Source organism: Pseudomonas sp. PAMC 25886, assembly GCF_000242655.1.
Lineage (GTDB): Bacteria > Pseudomonadota > Gammaproteobacteria > Pseudomonadales > Pseudomonadaceae > Aquipseudomonas.
The window spans coordinates 138,866-155,584 of sequence record NZ_AHHC01000022.1 but is presented as its reverse complement, the minus strand read 5'-3'; the positions used below and the strand labels follow the sequence as shown (position 1 = coordinate 155,584).

The 16,719-nt window shown below is 56.5% G+C and carries 14 protein-coding genes; 6 read left to right on the top strand and 8 right to left on the bottom strand.

Annotated elements, in window-relative coordinates; all coding sequences use genetic code 11:
* Positions 1 to 179 precede the first annotated feature (179 nt).
* On the bottom strand, positions 180 to 431 hold the full coding sequence (locus tag MUM_RS0107050) for a hypothetical protein (RefSeq protein ID WP_029615791.1): 252 nt from the start codon (positions 429 to 431) through the stop codon (positions 180 to 182).
* Between the two features lie 172 nt (positions 432 to 603).
* On the opposite strand from MUM_RS0107050, the gene MUM_RS0107045 reads away from it, so the two are divergent.
* Entirely contained in the window at positions 604 to 1,326 is a 723-nt protein-coding gene (locus MUM_RS0107045; protein WP_010168499.1) for a response regulator transcription factor, read from the top strand.
* Between the two features lie 96 nt (positions 1,327 to 1,422).
* On the opposite strand, the gene gyrB is transcribed toward MUM_RS0107045, so the two are convergent.
* The 4 genes from gyrB to dnaA are packed head-to-tail and all read right to left on the bottom strand — an operon-like array spanning position 1,423 to position 7,638.
* A complete protein-coding gene (gyrB, locus tag MUM_RS0107040; RefSeq protein ID WP_003213587.1) occupies positions 1,423 to 3,846 on the bottom strand; it encodes a DNA topoisomerase (ATP-hydrolyzing) subunit B in 2,424 nt (807 codons plus the stop codon).
* Positions 3,847 to 3,850: 4 nt separating this feature from the next.
* Positions 3,851 to 4,954 (bottom strand): DNA replication/repair protein RecF, encoded by a 1,104-nt coding sequence (gene recF / locus MUM_RS0107035; RefSeq protein ID WP_003213585.1) that lies wholly within the window; start codon positions 4,952 to 4,954, stop codon positions 3,851 to 3,853.
* Between the two features lie 20 nt (positions 4,955 to 4,974).
* Positions 4,975 to 6,078, bottom strand: a complete 1,104-nt coding sequence (dnaN, locus tag MUM_RS0107030; protein ID WP_003213582.1) for a DNA polymerase III subunit beta — start codon at positions 6,076 to 6,078, stop codon at positions 4,975 to 4,977.
* A gap of 39 nt (positions 6,079 to 6,117) precedes the next feature.
* On the bottom strand, positions 6,118 to 7,638 hold the full coding sequence (gene dnaA, locus MUM_RS0107025) for a chromosomal replication initiator protein DnaA (RefSeq protein WP_032868695.1): 1,521 nt from the start codon (positions 7,636 to 7,638) through the stop codon (positions 6,118 to 6,120).
* A 585-nt stretch (positions 7,639 to 8,223) separates the two neighbouring features.
* Here dnaA and rpmH point away from each other — a divergent pair.
* The 5 genes from rpmH (at position 8,224) to mnmE (ending at position 12,153) form a co-directional block, all read left to right on the top strand.
* Positions 8,224 to 8,358, top strand: a complete 135-nt coding sequence (gene rpmH, locus MUM_RS1000000133085; RefSeq protein ID WP_003213577.1) for a 50S ribosomal protein L34 — start codon at positions 8,224 to 8,226, stop codon at positions 8,356 to 8,358.
* 16 nt (positions 8,359 to 8,374) lie between these two features.
* Positions 8,375 to 8,779 carry a ribonuclease P protein component gene (rnpA, locus tag MUM_RS1000000133080; protein WP_010168490.1) on the top strand — a complete coding sequence of 135 codons (405 nt, stop codon included), beginning with the start codon at positions 8,375 to 8,377 and terminating at the stop codon, positions 8,777 to 8,779.
* Complete coding sequence (gene yidD, locus MUM_RS1000000133075; protein WP_003213574.1) at positions 8,772 to 9,017, top strand: membrane protein insertion efficiency factor YidD; 246 nt, start codon at positions 8,772 to 8,774, stop codon at positions 9,015 to 9,017. The genes rnpA and yidD overlap by 8 nt, the downstream gene beginning before the upstream one ends.
* A gap of 2 nt (positions 9,018 to 9,019) precedes the next feature.
* The gene (gene yidC, locus MUM_RS0107015) at positions 9,020 to 10,702 is read left to right on the top strand and encodes a membrane protein insertase YidC (protein ID WP_010168487.1); all 1,683 of its coding nucleotides are present in this window, start codon (positions 9,020 to 9,022) and stop codon (positions 10,700 to 10,702) included.
* A gap of 80 nt (positions 10,703 to 10,782) precedes the next feature.
* Positions 10,783 to 12,153 (top strand): tRNA uridine-5-carboxymethylaminomethyl(34) synthesis GTPase MnmE, encoded by a 1,371-nt coding sequence (mnmE, locus tag MUM_RS0107010; protein ID WP_010168485.1) that lies wholly within the window; start codon positions 10,783 to 10,785, stop codon positions 12,151 to 12,153.
* A gap of 23 nt (positions 12,154 to 12,176) precedes the next feature.
* Here the strand turns inward: mnmE and MUM_RS0107005 are convergent, their stop codons facing one another.
* The 3 genes from MUM_RS0107005 to MUM_RS0106995 form a co-directional block, all read right to left on the bottom strand.
* Entirely contained in the window at positions 12,177 to 14,618 is a 2,442-nt protein-coding gene (locus MUM_RS0107005) for a TonB-dependent siderophore receptor (RefSeq protein WP_010168483.1), read from the bottom strand.
* Positions 14,619 to 14,711: 93 nt separating this feature from the next.
* Positions 14,712 to 15,656 (bottom strand): FecR domain-containing protein, encoded by a 945-nt coding sequence (locus tag MUM_RS0107000; protein ID WP_010168481.1) that lies wholly within the window; start codon positions 15,654 to 15,656, stop codon positions 14,712 to 14,714.
* Complete coding sequence (locus MUM_RS0106995) at positions 15,656 to 16,162, bottom strand: sigma-70 family RNA polymerase sigma factor (RefSeq protein ID WP_010168479.1); 507 nt, start codon at positions 16,160 to 16,162, stop codon at positions 15,656 to 15,658. The genes MUM_RS0107000 and MUM_RS0106995 overlap by 1 nt, the downstream gene beginning before the upstream one ends.
* Between the last annotated feature and the right edge of the window lie 557 nt (positions 16,163 to 16,719).

The following is a 16,719-nucleotide window of genomic DNA, read 5'->3' as shown; positions in this document are numbered from 1 at the left end:
TGAGGTATCGCCGTCGATAGCCGAAATGTCTGGGGAGTGGGATCCATACTGAAGATGACACGTCCCTGTGTCGGAGCAATTCCATCGCTCCAATCCGTGTGTCATCCAGCGAGAGCGAATTTACCTACAACGAAGGTGCATCGGATCGATTCGCAACATTTGTTCAGATTTGGCGGTACTTAAAATACCCAGCGTTGGGTCTGCTGATGTTCGCTGAGTTGCTGCATCGGCGAGCTGGCGAAGCCCATGCCATCACCGGACTCACTCAGGGTTTGACGCTCCTCGAACGGTATAGGGGCCACCGGCTTGGATGCACCGACCGTTTCCGTCCCCAGGGTTGCCGCCATGACCACCAACACCATCCGGCCCCATACATTAACCTTCTCCAGAACACTCACTCGTCTCGAAACAGCATAAAACCAGATTGCCATTGATCCTTTTCCTGAAGGTCTCGAGCCGGTATCTTCCCAGCTTGGGTATTGACGATTTCCAATGGCTTACGGCCATTTGATATCAGCGTACCGAGAGATTCATAGGGCCTGAGAATCTGACCATAATTGTTCAGATTCAAGTCCCCGTTTTTAAACAAGAAAGGACCCTGCCATGCGTGTCGCAATACTGGATGACGAACCTGCTGAACTGCGGCGGGTGGAACAGACACTGCGACAAATCCCCAGCGCTGCGGATCAGCCATGGACCCTGCACTGCTTTGAGCGTGGAGAAGACCTGCTGCGCCAACTGCGCCGGGAAACCTTTGACCTGCTGATCCTCGACTGGCAACTGCCCGACCTCAGCGGCCTGGCATTGCTGCGCTGGACCCGCGAGCACATGGAAGTACCACCTGCCGCCATCATGCTCACCAGCCGCGATGCCGAGAGCGATATCGTCCAGGCGTTGAACAGTGGCGCGGATGATTACGTCAGCAAGCCGTTTCGTCCCAACGAGTTGAAGGCACGGGTCAATGCTGTGCTGCGCCGTCACGGACTGCAAAAGTCCGCGGCCAGCGAAGTGCTGACCTTCAACGACCTGACTTTTGATGATGCTGAACTCACGGTGAGCAGGGCAGGGAAACCCATCAGCCTGACGGAACGCGAATATCGCCTGGCTCGGTGCCTGTTCGAGAACCTGGCCCGGCCGCTGTCTCGGGAATATCTGTATGAGCGGTTCTGGACCCACGAAGAAATGGTGTCGTCACGGCCGCTGGATACGCATATTTATCGGCTGCGAAACAAGCTGGGACTGACGGCGGATCGAGGTTGGCAGTTACTGACAATCTATGGGTATGGGTACCGATTGGAGAGCGTGACAGCAGCATCCGACGAGTGAGATGTTCCACGTGGAGCATTTATAAAACCCCATATTCCACCCAATAAAAAAGGCCAACGCTAAGCGTTGGCCTTTTTGTTTTGAGCTACAACCTGATCAGAAGTCCAGGTTGGACACCGCCAAGGCGTTGCTCTCGATGAAGTCACGACGAGGCTCGACCGCATCACCCATCAGGGTATTGAAGATCTGGTCCGCGCCAATGGCGTCTTCGATGGTCACACGCAGCATGCGACGCTGAGCTGGGTCCATGGTGGTTTCCCACAGCTGATCCGGGTTCATTTCGCCCAGACCTTTGTATCGCTGAATGGTGTGACGCTTGGTGCTTTCTGCCATCAACCAGTCCAGGGCTTCCTTGAACTCTTTGACGGCTTTCTTACGTTCGCCACGCTGAATGTAGGCACCGTCGTCCAGCAGGGTGCTCAGTTGCGCGCCGAGGGTCACAACCGTCTTGTAGTCGTTGCTGCCGAAGAAGTCGCGGTTGAAGGTGACGTAGTTCGACAGGCCGTGGGAGATCAGTTCGACCTCTGGCAGCCAGACGTTACGTTCACGGTCTTCACGCAGGCTGGCTTTGTAGACCAACCCGGATTTTTCGACAGTACGCAGACGGACTTCGTACTGGGCTAACCAAGCCTGCATATGGGCATGATCACCCAACTGTTCCAGGCTGACGGATGGCAGGTAGATGAAGTGCTCGGTCAGCTCCTGAGGGTACAGGCGCGACAAACGCTTGAGGGTCTTCATCACCATGCGGAAGTCGTTTACCAGGCGCTCCAAGGCTTCACCGGAGATGCCCGGGGCTTCGTCGTTCAAGTGCAGGCTTGCATCTTCCAGGGCCGACTGCGTCATGTACTCTTCCATGGCGTCGTCGTCTTTGATGTATTGCTCTTGCTTGCCCTTTTTCACTTTGTACAGCGGCGGCTGGGCGATGTAGATGTAGCCACGCTCGATCAGCTCCGGCAACTGACGGAAGAAGAACGTCAACAGCAGGGTACGGATGTGCGAACCGTCGACGTCAGCATCGGTCATGATGATGATGTTGTGGTAGCGCAGCTTGTCGATGTTGTACTCATCGCGGCCGATGCCACAGCCCAGGGCGGTGATCAAGGTGCCGACTTCCTGCGAGGAAATCATCTTGTCGAAACGGGCCTTCTCGACGTTGAGGATCTTACCCTTCAACGGCAGGATGGCCTGGGTGCGACGGTTACGACCCTGCTTGGCGGAACCGCCAGCAGAGTCACCTTCCACCAGGTACAGCTCGGAGAGGGCAGGGTCTTTCTCCTGGCAGTCAGCCAGTTTGCCCGGCAAGCCAGCGATATCCAGCGCGCCTTTACGACGGGTCATCTCACGGGCTTTACGCGCCGCTTCACGAGCCCGCGCCGCGTCGATCATCTTGCCGACGACCAGCTTGGCTTCGTTCGGGTTTTCCAACAGGAAGTCGGAGAAGTACTTGCCCATTTCCTGTTCAACTGCGGTCTTCACTTCGGAAGACACCAGCTTGTCTTTGGTCTGGGAACTGAACTTCGGATCCGGAACCTTGACCGAAATAATGGCGGTCAGGCCTTCACGTGCATCGTCACCGGTGGTGGCGACTTTGTGCTTCTTCGCCAGGCCTTCCGCTTCGATGTAGGTGTTCAGGTTACGCGTCAGTGCAGAACGGAAGCCCACCAGGTGAGTACCGCCATCGCGCTGAGGAATGTTGTTGGTGAAGCACAACAGGTTCTCGTTGAAGCTGTCGTTCCACTGCAAGGCGATTTCCACGCCGATGCCATCTTCACGCTGGATGTTGAAGTGGAACACCTGGTTGACCGCAGTCTTGTTGGTGTTCAGGTATTCAACGAACGCACGCAGGCCACCTTCGTACTTGAACAGCTCTTCCTTGCCGCTGCGCTCGTCCTTGAGGACGATACCCACACCGGAGTTGAGGAAAGACAGCTCACGAATCCGCTTGGCCAGAATGTCCCAGCTGAAGTGGATGTTCTTGAAGGTTTCAGCCGAAGGCTTGAAGTGAATCTGAGTACCGGTGCTTTCGCTGTCACCGACGATTTTCATCGGCTCCTGTGGAACACCGTGGACGTACGTCTGTTCCCAGATTTTGCCGCTACGGCGTACCGTCAGGATCAGTTCTTCGGAGAGGGCGTTTACTACCGAAACACCTACACCGTGCAAACCGCCGGATACTTTATAAGAGTTGTCGTCGAACTTACCGCCGGCGTGGAGCACGGTCATGATGACCTCTGCCGCCGAAACGCCTTCTTCTTTATGCACATCGACCGGAATGCCGCGACCGTTGTCGCGTACGGTGATGGATTCGTCCGGGTGGATGATGATGCTGATGTCGTCGCAGTGACCGGCCAAAGCTTCGTCGATCGAGTTATCGACCACCTCGAACACCATGTGGTGCAGACCGCTGCCATCATCGGTATCACCGATGTACATACCGGGACGTTTGCGTACGGCATCCAAACCTTTAAGCACTTTAATGCTGGTCGAGTCGTACGTATTCGTATTTTCTTCGCTCATGCCTTCACTCCCGATGGTCGTGGGTCTGGGTGATACGGCCTTGTTCCACGTGGAACAAAGCGACTGGCGTTTCCGTCTGCCAGCCTTCCCTCAATAATTCGTGGTCTACACAGGTGATAAACACCTGGCAGCGTAAGTCTTCCAACAAGCGGCATAGCGCGCGGCGGTGCTGCTCGTCCAGTTCGGACGGCAAGTCATCCACCAGATAAATACATTGCCCACGCCGGGCCTGGCTAACCAGATGCCCCTGGGCGATACGCAGGGCGCAGACCACCAACTTCTGCTGACCGCGGGACAAGATGTCCGCGGCATTATGTGCGCCCAATCTAAGGCGCAAATCAGCCCGTTGTGGTCCGGCCTGGGTGTGACCAATTTGCTGATCCCGTTGCAAGGACGTCGCGAGCACTGCACTCAGTTCCCGGTCTTTGTCCCAACCACGGTAGTAGCTCAACGTCAGCCCCTCGAGTTCAAGCAACTCGCTCAAGGTCTGCTCAAAGACTGGTTTCAAGGCTTTGATATAGGCGCGGCGGTATTCATCTATTTCAGCGCTGGCCAGGCACAGTTCCCGGTCCCAAGCAGCTTGCGAAGCGGCGTCAAGTGTACCATGCCGCAGCCATGAGTTCCGCTGCCGCAGGGCCTTCTGCAGGCGCTGCCAAGTGGCCATGAAACGCGGTTCCACGTGGAACACTCCCCAATCGAGGAACTGCCTGCGGATTTTTGGTGCGCCTTCCAGCAGCCGGAAGCTGTCTGGGTTGATCAGTTGCAGTGGCAGGATTTCCGCCAGTTGGGCAGCACTGCGAGCATTTTGCCCGTCGATGCGAATTTGAAACTCTCCCTGCCGGTCTCGAGATATCCCCAGGCTGCTATGACCACCTTCCGCCAATTCGACTTGGCCAAATACCGTGCACGCCAGTTGTTCGTACTGAATCACCGGTAACAGGCGAGCACTGCGAAAGGAACGGGCGAGCCCCAGCAAGTGAATGGCTTCCAGCACGCTGGTTTTGCCACTGCCGTTGGCGCCGTGGAGGATGTTGATGCGGGGGGAGGGGGAGAAGGTCACCGGGTGCAAATTGCGCACCGCGGTGACCGAGACGCGACTGAGGGACATCTAGCTTCTGCTGAACATGGTTACAGGCGCATCGGCATGACAACGTAAGCCGAGTCATCGTTGTCGGATTCTTGTACCAGGGCGCTGCTGTTGGAGTCGGACAGGATCAGACGAACCTGTTCGGTGGTCATCACGCCCAGCACGTCCAGCAAGTAGCTGACGTTGAAGCCGATTTCCAGGTTGCCGCCGTTGTAGTCGACGCCCACTTCTTCTTCCGCTTCTTCCTGCTCCGGGTTGTTCGCCTGGATTTTCAGTTGGCCGTTGGCCAATTGCAGACGAATACCGCGGTATTTCTCGTTGGAAAGAATGGCGGTACGGCTGAACGCTTCGCGCAGAGCCTGACGATCACCGATCACCAGCTTGTCGCCGCCTTTAGGCAGTACGCGCTCGTAATCCGGGAATTTGCCGTCAACCAGCTTGGACGTGAAAGTGAACTCGCCAGTGGTCGCGCGGATGTGATGCTGGCCCAATACGATACTGACATTGCCGTCCGGCTCGGTCAGCAGACGCGCCAGTTCCAGAATACCTTTACGCGGCACGATGACCTGGTGGCGATCCGGTTGTCCGATATCGGCCTTCATCGAGCACATGGCCAGACGGTGACCGTCGGTGGCTACAGCACGGATGATGCCTTCGGAGACTTCCAGCAGCATGCCGTTCAAGTAGTAACGCACGTCCTGCTGGGCCATGGCGAAGCTGGTGCGCTCGATCAAGCGGCGCAGCCGGCTTTGTTCCAGGCTGCAGGTGAGCGAGCCAGGACCTTCTTCCACGGTCGGGAAGTCGTTGGCGGGCAAGGTCGACAGGGTGAAACGGCTGCGACCAGCCTTGACCACCAGCTTCTGCTCATCAACCTTGATATCGATCAGCGCGTCGTTGGGCAGGCTTTTGCAGATGTCCATCAGCTTGCGCGCCGGCACGGTGATCTCGCCGGGCTCGGCGGGTTCTTCCAGCTGGACACGACCGACCAGCTCGACTTCAAGGTCGGTACCGGTCAAGGACAGTTGCTGGCCTTCTACAACCAGCAATACGTTGGAAAGCACCGGCAAGGTCTGTCGGCGCTCGACGACGCCTGCGACCAGTTGCAGGGGTTTCAACAGGGCTTCGCGTTGAATGGTGAAATGCATGGTCTAGTCCCTTGCCTTAATAAGCTGCGCTGGTGTTCATCAAGTAGTCAGTGTACGCAGCAGGTTCTTGTAGTCCTCGCGAATATCCGCGTCGGATTCCTTAAGTTCGTTGATCTTGCGGCACGCGTGCAAGACCGTGGTGTGGTCGCGACCGCCAAACACATCACCAATTTCCGGCAGGCTATGGTTGGTCAGCTCTTTGGAGAGCGCCATCGCGACCTGACGAGGCCGTGCTACCGAACGCGAACGGCGCTTGGACAGCAGGTCGGAAATCTTGATCTTGTAGTACTCGGCCACGGTGCGCTGGATGTTATCCACACTCACCAGCTTGTCTTGCAACGCCAGCAGGTCTTTCAGGGATTCGCGAATCAGCTCGATGGTGATGTCGCGGCCCATGAAGTGCGAGTGAGCGATGACCCGCTTGAGCGCGCCTTCCAGCTCACGCACGTTGGAACGAATGCGCTGTGCGATAAAGAATGCCGCGTCGTGAGGCAAATCGACTTTAGCCTGGTCAGCCTTTTTCATCAGGATCGCGACGCGGGTTTCCAGTTCCGGCGGCTCGACCGCTACGGTCAGGCCCCAGCCGAAGCGCGACTTCAGACGCTCTTCCAGGCCTTCGATTTCCTTCGGGTAACGGTCACTGGTCAAGATGACCTGTTGGCCACCTTCGAGCAACGCGTTGAACGTGTGGAAAAACTCTTCCTGGGAACGTTCCTTGCGGGCGAAGAATTGAATGTCATCGATCAGCAAGGCATCAACAGAACGGTAGAACCGTTTGAACTCGTTGATCGCGTTGAGCTGCAGTGCCTTGACCATGTCGGCCACGAAGCGCTCCGAATGCAGGTACACGACCTTGGCATTCGGGTTCTTCTTTAATAGGTGGTTACCCACAGCGTGCATCAAGTGAGTTTTACCCAAGCCAACGCCGCCATAAAGGAAGAGCGGGTTGTAACCGTGCTTGGGGTTGTCGGCGACCTGCCAGGCAGCCGCGCGGGCCAGCTGGTTGGATTTACCTTCGACAAAGTTCTCAAAGGTGAACGTACGGTTCAGGTAACTGGTGTGCTTGAGCGCGCCCTCTACCTGGACGGTGCGCTGTTCAGCACGAACCGGGGCCTGTTGGGAGCTGGCGCCGGCCATTGGGTCAAAGCTGTCGCGGGACGGCTCTTCATTTATAGGCGCGTTTTTCTGCGACGAGGATTTCGAAGGCGTCTGGGCAACCGGTGCTGGCGAGTTATTAACAGGTGCCGCCGCGGCCTGAGCCTGCGAAGCACTCGCTGCCAACGGCGCATTCGGCGCAGCACGGGGTGCCGAGCTGCGTTTGCTGCCTATTAATAAGGAGAGCACCGGAGCAAGCCCGTTGCCATGTTCGTCGAGCAATTCGAGAACGCGGCTCAGGTATTTCTCGTTGACCCAGTCGAGAACAAAACGATTGGGTGCGTAGACACGCAACTCGTCGCCTTCGGCTTCGACCTGTAGCGGACGGATCCAGGTGTTGAATTGCTGGGCAGGCAGCTCATCGCGCAAAAGCTCCACGCACTGCTGCCAAAGTTCCACTGACACGGATATCCCCTAAGTTGAAAGCCGGTGAGGCAAAAACAGCCGCCATTGTAGCGGCCAGCCGTCCACTTATCCACATGTAGGTTGCTCACAGGGCGCCAAGAATCAATGCCTTAACTGTAAAAAAGGCGACAAATGGTCTGTGCATAAGCTCTGTGGATAAGCGACCCTAAGCCCGTTGTACAAGTGGGGTCGAAAGTCTGTGGGTAACTGACCTGTGGATAAGTAGCCATTCCACACACAGCTTATCCGATAGCGCAGCACAGGCAGAGCACCGTTTCTCCCCCGTGTTGTCATTCTCTGTACACCACGTGGAATATGGCCTCAAGGCAGTTATCCACAGAAGATCGCCTCACTAGCTTTTATAAGCTTTACAGAAAAGCTTTAAATAACTTCCTTCTTTATTTTTATATCTATGGCATTGCTCGTGAAAGCCGAATCGCCCGGATTCGTTCCAAATGCCTCCAGAGATCTAATTAAAGGAAAAGCTGGTTGGAAATTGACCTAGAGGCTTGCTTTCTCTAGAATCGCCGGTCTCTTAAAACGGGGGCCATTCCGGCCCGTTGTGGACGAACCAGGTAACACGCCATGAAACGTACTTTCCAACCAAGCACCATCAAACGCGCCCGTACTCACGGCTTCCGTGCTCGCATGGCCACCAAGAACGGCCGTGCTGTCCTGTCGCGTCGCCGCGCCAAAGGTCGTGCGCGTCTGGCAGTTTGATAATCCGGTACTGGTGGTGAGTCAGGACTTCAGTCGGGAAAAGCGTCTGCTAACCCCCCGGCATTTCAAGGCAGTCTTTGACTCCCCCACCGGCAAGGTTCCGGGGAAAAATCTCCTGCTCCTTGCGCGTAACAACGATCTGGATCACCCCCGTCTCGGGTTGGTGATCGGCAAGAAGAGCGTAAAGCTCTCCGTTGAGCGCAATCGCCTCAAGCGTCTGATGCGCGAATCGTTTCGCCTCCACCAGGAGACTCTGGTTGGTTGGGATATTGTTATCGTCGCGCGCAAAGGCTTGGGGGACGTAGAAAACCCCGAATTGATTCAGCATTTCGGCAAGCTCTGGAAACGTTTGGCTCGTACCAACAAGCCAGCACCAGCTGTCAGCACCGAAACTGTAGGGGTAGACAGTACTGATGCGTAAACTGGCGCTCGTTCCGATCCAGTTTTACCGCTATGCCATTAGTCCCCTGATGGCAAATCACTGTCGTTTCTACCCCAGTTGTTCCTGCTACGCGTTGGAAGCCATAGAAAATCATGGCCTTCTGCGCGGTGGCTGGCTGACCTTTCGTCGTTTAGGTCGCTGTCATCCGTGGAATCCCGGTGGTTATGACCCGGTTCCACCTATCCCTACCTCCCGTTCTTCTTCGATGGCCGAGTAATCATGGATATTAAACGCACGATCCTGATCGTCGCCCTGGCAATCGTGTCCTACTCTATGGTTCTTAAGTGGAACCAGGATTATGGCCAAGCTGCCCTGCCGACTCAGAATGTTGCTACCAATCAGTCGGCGCCGGCTATTCCGGATACGCCACTGGGTAACAATGCTGCCGCCAGTGCCGATGTACCCAGCGCGAATGCCGATACCAGCACCCCGGTAGAAACCCCGGTCGTCACCAATAAAGACCTCATCCATGTAAAAACGGATGTACTGGACCTGGCTATCGATCCACAAGGTGGTGATATCGCCCAGCTGAAGCTGCCGCTGTATCCACGTCGCCAAGACCATCCGGATGTTCCGTTCCAGCTGTTCGATAACGGCGGCGAACGTGTATATCTGGCGCAAAGTGGCCTGACCGGTACTGACGGTCCGGATGCTCGTGCTACCGGTCGTCCGGTTTATTCGACCGAACAGAAGACTTATCAACTGGCTGATGGCCAGAATCAGTTGAACGTCGACCTGAAATTCAGTCACGACGGCGTCAACTACATCAAGCGTTTCAGCTTCACCCGCGGTTTGTACGATCTGAAAGTCACCTACCTGATCGACAACGAAAGCGCGAAGCCGTGGACTGGCAACCTGTTTGCCCAGCTCAAGCGTGACAACAGCGCCGATCCTTCTTCCAGCACCGCCACCGGCACCGCGACTTACCTGGGCGCCGCCCTGTGGACAAGTAACGAGCCGTACAAAAAAGTGTCGATGAAAGATATCGACAAGGGCGCGCTGAAAGAGACCGTTCAAGGTGGCTGGGTTGCCTGGTTGCAACACTACTTCGTGACCGCATGGATCCCGAACAAAGGTGATGCCAACCTCGTTCAAACCCGCAAAGACAGCCAGGGCAACTACATCATTGGCTTCACTGGCCCGACGTTGACCGTCGCTCCGGGTGCCAAGGCTGAAGCCAGCGCTACGTTGTATGCCGGTCCGAAGAGCCAGGCCGTCCTCAAGGAGTTATCCCCAGGTCTGGAACTGACTGTGGATTACGGCATTTTGTGGTTCATTGCCCAGCCAATCTTCTGGCTGCTGCAACATATCCACAGCATTGTGGGTAACTGGGGCTTCTCGATCATCCTGCTGACCATGCTGATCAAGGGGATCTTCTTCCCACTGTCGGCCGCCAGCTACAAGTCGATGGCGCGCATGCGTGCCGTGGCCCCGAAACTGGCCGCGCTGAAAGAACAACATGGCGATGACCGGCAGAAAATGTCGCAGGCCATGATGGAGCTGTACAAGAAAGAGAAGATCAACCCGCTGGGTGGATGCTTGCCGATTCTGGTGCAGATGCCGGTGTTCCTGTCGCTGTACTGGGTGCTCCTGGAAAGCGTGGAAATGCGCCAGGCACCGTTCATGCTGTGGATAACTGACCTGTCGATCAAAGACCCGTTCTTTATCCTGCCGATCATCATGGGCGCGACCATGTTCATCCAGCAGCGTCTGAACCCGACGCCTCCGGACCCGATGCAGGCCAAGGTCATGAAAATGATGCCAATCATCTTCACCTTCTTCTTCCTGTGGTTCCCGGCTGGTCTGGTGCTGTACTGGGTGGTCAACAACTGCCTGTCGATCTCCCAACAGTGGTACATCACACGTAAAATCGAAGCGGCTACCAAAAAAGCCGAGGCGTAATTTACTCTGTGGATAACACCACTCAAGACGCCCCCTAGTGGGGCGTTTTGCTTTCCGTCACTTTTATCCGGGTACCCGCCATGAGCGCTCCTCGTGAAACCATCGCCGCTGTCGCCACCGCTCAAGGTCGTGGTGGTGTCGGTATCGTTCGTATTTCCGGGCCGCTCGCCGGCGTGGCAGCCCAGGCCGTCATTGGGCGGGAGTTGAAGCCTCGGTATGCGCATTACGGGCCTTTTCTGGGGGCCGATGAAGAAGTGCTCGATGAGGGTATTGCCCTTTATTTCCCGGGTCCGAACTCATTTACCGGCGAGGACGTCCTGGAACTCCAGGGTCACGGTGGCCCGATCGTTCTGGATATGCTGCTGCAGCGTTGCCTGCAATTGGGTTGCCGCCTGGCACGCCCGGGCGAATTCAGTGAACGTGCGTTTCTCAACGACAAACTCGACCTGGCCCAGGCCGAGGCGATTGCCGACCTGATCGAAGCCAGTTCTGCACAAGCGGCGCGCAATGCCTTGCGTTCGCTGCAGGGCGCTTTTTCCCTGCGTGTGCATAACCTCACCGAGCAGTTGATCAGCTTGCGCATCTACGTTGAGGCCGCGATCGATTTCCCGGAGGAAGAAATCGACTTCCTCGCCGATGGCCATGTTCTGGCGATGCTGGACAGAGTTCGTGACGAGTTATCCACAGTACTGCGTGAGGCTGGGCAAGGTGCCTTGCTGCGTGACGGTATGACCGTGGTGATTGCCGGCCGTCCAAACGCAGGCAAGTCGAGCCTTCTCAACGCCCTGGCCGGGCGAGAAGCAGCCATCGTCACCGAGATCGCCGGGACTACGCGGGATATCTTGCGCGAACATATCCACATTGATGGCATGCCACTGCACGTGGTGGACACCGCCGGGCTGCGTGACACCGATGACCAGGTGGAAAAGATCGGTGTGGAACGCGCTTTGAAGGCGATCACAGAGGCCGATCGTGTGCTGCTGGTAGTGGATGCCACCGCGCCAGAAGCTGCTGATCCGTTCGCACTGTGGCCGGAATTCCTCGAACAACGGCCAGACCCGGCCAAGGTTACGCTGATTCGAAACAAGGCCGACCTGACGGGCGAGGCGATCGCCCTGGAAGTCAGTGACGATGGCCACGTCACCATCAGCCTCAGCGCCAAGTCTGCGGGAGAGGGGCTGGAACTGCTGCGCGATCATCTGAAAGCGTGCATGGGCTACGAGCAGACCTCGGAAAGCAGCTTCAGCGCTCGTCGCAGGCACCTGGAGGCGCTACGGCATGCCAGCGCCGCCCTCGAGCATGGCCGCGCGCAGCTGACGCTGGCAGGAGCCGGTGAGCTGCTGGCTGAAGATTTACGTCAAGCGCAGCAGCTGTTGGGTGAGATCACCGGCGCATTCAGCTCCGATGATTTGTTGGGGCGGATTTTTTCAAGCTTCTGTATCGGGAAATAGCCGGGTTATCCACAGCTGACACGTCACCAGTTGTACGAAACTGTTCCGAGTAGCGTCCGGCTTTCACCCCAATAGCAGCGGCCCGCATCGTTGCAGCCGGACACATACTCCTTGTCGAACAGGTTCTTCGCGTTCACGTCCACCGACCAGTGCTTGTCAATCTGGTAACCGATGGCGGCATCCACCAAGGTTACGCTTCCAGCATCCAGCTTCCCGTAAAGGGAAGGCGCGGTGTAAGCGAAAGTGCTGTCGAAGTAGCGGATGCCGCCGCCCACGGACAAGCCCTTAAGTTGGCCATCAAGAAAGCGGTACTTGCCCCAGACCGAAGCCTGATTACGTGGGACACCGGTCATTTGGTGACCTTCCACGAGCGACGTTGCCGAATCCTTGGTAATTCGAGCATCGGTGTAGGTGTAGGCCGCAGTCACGTTCAAATTAGGTGTGAGGTTGCTGTTGACCTCAACTTCCACGCCCTTGGCCCGACTTTCGCCAACTTGGCGGTAGGTATTGGTAGTGGCGTCGAGGTACGTGTCGTCCTGCTTGCGCAGGTCATATACCGACAAAGTCATCGCGGTGTCCCAGCCGATCGGCTCGTACTTGAGGCCTACTTCGTATTGACTGCTGGTGATCGGGTCCAGCGGTGTGCCGGCATTAGAGATCTGCTGTACAGGGACGAACGCAGTCGAGTAGCTGACATACGGCGTCAGGCCGTTGTCGAACTGGTACATGATCCCGCCCTGATAGGTGAATTTGCGGTCTTCAGAGCTGATATTGCCGGCCTTGGCCACCTTGTCGCGAAAATCACTGTCGACCCAGTCCTGGCGCCCGCCGAGCAAGAATAACCAGTGGTCATACTTGCTCTGGACCTGTGCATAGACGCCTTTCATCTGCTGTTCGAGCAACGTGTTTTGCACCGCGAGAGGCGTCAATGGGTCCTTCAGGTACACCGGGTTATACACATTGATCGTGCCTGCAAATCCGGCATTCCAATCCTGGCTGAACGAGGTACGGTCATAGCTGGCACCAAACAGCAGGGTATTTTCCAGGCCACCTACCTGGAATTTGCCTTCCAACTGGTTATCCAGCGAGTAGACCATCGATTTGTTGTAGCGGTCGTAGGCATTCATGTTCAGCTGGGTACCGAACCCCGCATTATTCAGGTTGCCTGGCCAGGTTTCATGGCGGGCGATTCGCGACTGCATGTAGCGCGAGTTCTGCCGAAACTGCCAGTCATCGTTGAAGCTGTGGCTGAACTCGTAGCCGGTGCTCCAGGTTTCCCGTTCGAAGGTGTTCCAGTCCGGGTCACCGAGCATGGTGTGCTTGGAGAGCTTCCCGTTGGGGTTGGTCAGTAACGTGCCGGCGGCAGGTAGGCCAAGTTCAAGATTAGTGTGGTCTTTCTGGTAGTTGCCCAGCAGGGTCAGGGTGTTGTAGTCGTCGAAATTGAGGGTCAGGGATGGTGCGATATACAGGCGGTCATCGGGAACGTGATCGGTCTGGGTGTCGGACTTCCTGCCGAGCATCACCACGCGTCCAAGAATATTGTCGTTGTCGTTCAACGGACCGGAGATATCCACACCCACCTGGCGGCGATTATTCGAACCGTAGGTCAGCTGAACTTCGCCTTGTGGCGTAGCTGTCGGGTGTTTACTCACCAGGTTGACCAGACCACCGGGTGCATTTTCGCCGTAGAGCAGGGAAGAAGGGCCACGGAATATTTCTACCCGTTCCAGCCCATAAGGTTCGCTGGTGGTGTCATACCGGTTGCCTTGTACTCGCAAGCCATCGCGCAGCAGGCCGTAGCCATAATCCGTGGCGTTGAAGCCGCGAATGAAGAACAGGTCACCGGCCAGGCCGTCGCCCGCAGCAAAGGGAGGGGCAAAGATTCCCGGCACATAGCCCAGCACTTCGGTGAGCGTCTGGGATTTTTGATCCTTGATGCGCTGGCCGGTCACCACTGACACCGAGCGCGGAGTTTCCGACAACGGTGTGCTGGTCTTGGTACCGATTCGGCTGTTTTGCGCCTTGTAACCTACGTCCCCGGCAATCTCCTGATTGAAACCGGCCTGTTGATAAGCGCTGACAGTAGTCGGGGCCAACATGAGTTGTTCCCCGCTCGTGGCCGGCTGCAGCGCATAGCTGCCGGGGCCTTGAGCCGCCGCCTGCAATCCCGAGTTCTGCAGCAATAACGCAAACCCTTGTTCCACCGAGTAGTCACCCTCCAGCCCAGGACTTTGCAAGCGCGCCGTCTGCTGTGGCGAGAATGACAAAATCACATTGGCCTTCGCCGCGAACTGGCTCAAGGCATTGTCGAGTGGCCCGGGGGCGATCACGTAATGTTGCACCGAGCTGGCAGCAATCGCCTGGGTGCATGACAAGGTGCTGGCAGTCGCTGCCGTGGTCAGCAGCAAGCCATACGTGATGCCGTGATAGGAGAGACGCTGGCGAAATTTTGTAGGAAGGCGCATGTGTGAGTAAGCCCTGAAGGTAGCATCGTGATTACCTGTAGGGCCGCGCCAGGTAAAAAAAAGATAACCCCTGCTGAGAGTATTTTTTCGGTATTAACCTGTAAGCGTAACGGCGACCCAGTAGCGGGTGAAATACTTCACCTGGATCGGCAACGTGACCTGCAGGTTGGCCAGTACGGCGTCGGTGGAATCGAGGCGGAAGGTGCCGGACACCCGCAGCCGGGCTGATGCGGCGTCGCACTGCATGACGCCCGGCCGATAGCGCGCGAGTTCGTCGATGACATCCCCCAGTCGCGCGTCCAGAACGATCAGTTGCCCGTCAACCCATGCGGCTTGGTTCCTGCGATAGATATGGCTGGGGCCTACGTCTAGCGTGCCGAAATCGGCAGTCTCACCGGGGCCGAGCAGTCGGCCATGACCCGGTTGGTCGACGGGTTGCACGCTGACCCGGTCATCCAACACGCCAACCCGGGTTGACCCCTGCAATTGGCGAACAGTGAACCGCGTGCCTAAAGCTTGAATACGGCCTTCACGGGTTTCGACATAAAACGGTGTTTGCCGCCCCGACTTGCCGGTGTGGATAAGTACTTCCCCCTCACGCAAACGAACCAGTCGCTGCTGCCCATCGAAAAGTACGTCGATAGCGGTATGGGTATTGAGGTCAATTTGAGTACCGTCGGCCAGCTCGATTCGCCGTCGTTCGCCGACCTTGGTTCGATAGTCAGCCCAAAGGTTGCCCAGGGACGTGTGTTGTTGAACGTTCCACCCCAAGTACCCGGCGGCGCCGAGCATCAACATCAGCTTGAGCACTTGGCGCCGCTGTTGACTGGTCGAGAGCGCGCGACGGGTGAAATCCTTGGGTAGCGCACCGAGGCCACGTTGCAACTGTTCCATCTGGTTCCAGGCCACCTGATGGGAAGGATCGCCGTTGAGCCATTGCTGCCAGGCACTGTGTTCCGCAGGTGTCGGTGGTTGCGATTGAAATTGCACGTACCAACTGGCGGCGGCTTCGAACGTCTTGCGATCCGGGGCGGCCATTACGCGCCCGCCATGATCAGGGCGCATTCTGTCAGGGCGCGGACCATATGTTTCTTGACGGTGGTCAGCGAGACCCGCAGCTGATCGGCGATCTGTTGATAAGTCAGGCCTTCGACCTGGGATAGCATGAAAATTCGCCGAGCCCGCTCACCCAGCCCATGCAAGGCTTTATCCACAGCCACGAGGGTTTCAATGATGATCGCCTTGTCTTCTTCACTGATTGCGGTCGCTTCTGGCCGGTCTGCGAGGGTTTGCAGATAGGCTTGTTCAATGGCGCGGCGGCGATAGCGGTCAATCACCAGTCCCCTGGCGACAGTGGCCAGATAATCCCGGGGCTCAAGGATCTGCGCCGCATTGCGGCCACCCAGGATCCGCACGAACGTATCGTGTGCCACATCGGCTGCATCGCAGGCGTTATGCAACTTTCCCTTGAGCCAGCTGTGCAACCACGAATGGTGCTGCTCATAGATGTGCTGGACTGCGATGGTATGCGGGGGGAGGGCCATGAGAGGTGACGAGGCAGGTTAATGATAATAACTATTATTAACTGCCGTGACGCTTTCTCACAATAGGCCTGCCATCAACCCGTTTCACAAATGCAAACGAAGCGTTTCCTGCCTATCCGAAGATTCTTGGAGGCCGCCGTGTGCCTGAAACTTATCGTAATCCGTATTTTCTGTGGATTAAGCCCTGTGAATAACCGCCCCTGTGCCCAGTTGATAACAGGGCCTAAAACCTGAGTAAAAACCCCTCTGTGGATAACCACCTGTTTAATCCACAGGCTTAGACCACTTATCCAAGGACCTCCTTGGCACCTAACCACAGACTTTTGAATCTCTGTACATTACGTAAATAAAGGCCTGTAGGGATCTATCCACAGAAACAGGCCTCAGTAGAAATAAACATAAAAACAAAGATTTAATAAATTTCTCTCTTTTAATTTCTATTGTCCGTGATTCATCCACAGCTGGTTAAATTTTGTGCAAAGGGTTCTTTAGGAAGGGCGAAGTCCCTATACTTGCCGACTCGTTCGAAAACCTGATCTCGAACGCTCATTCCTAAT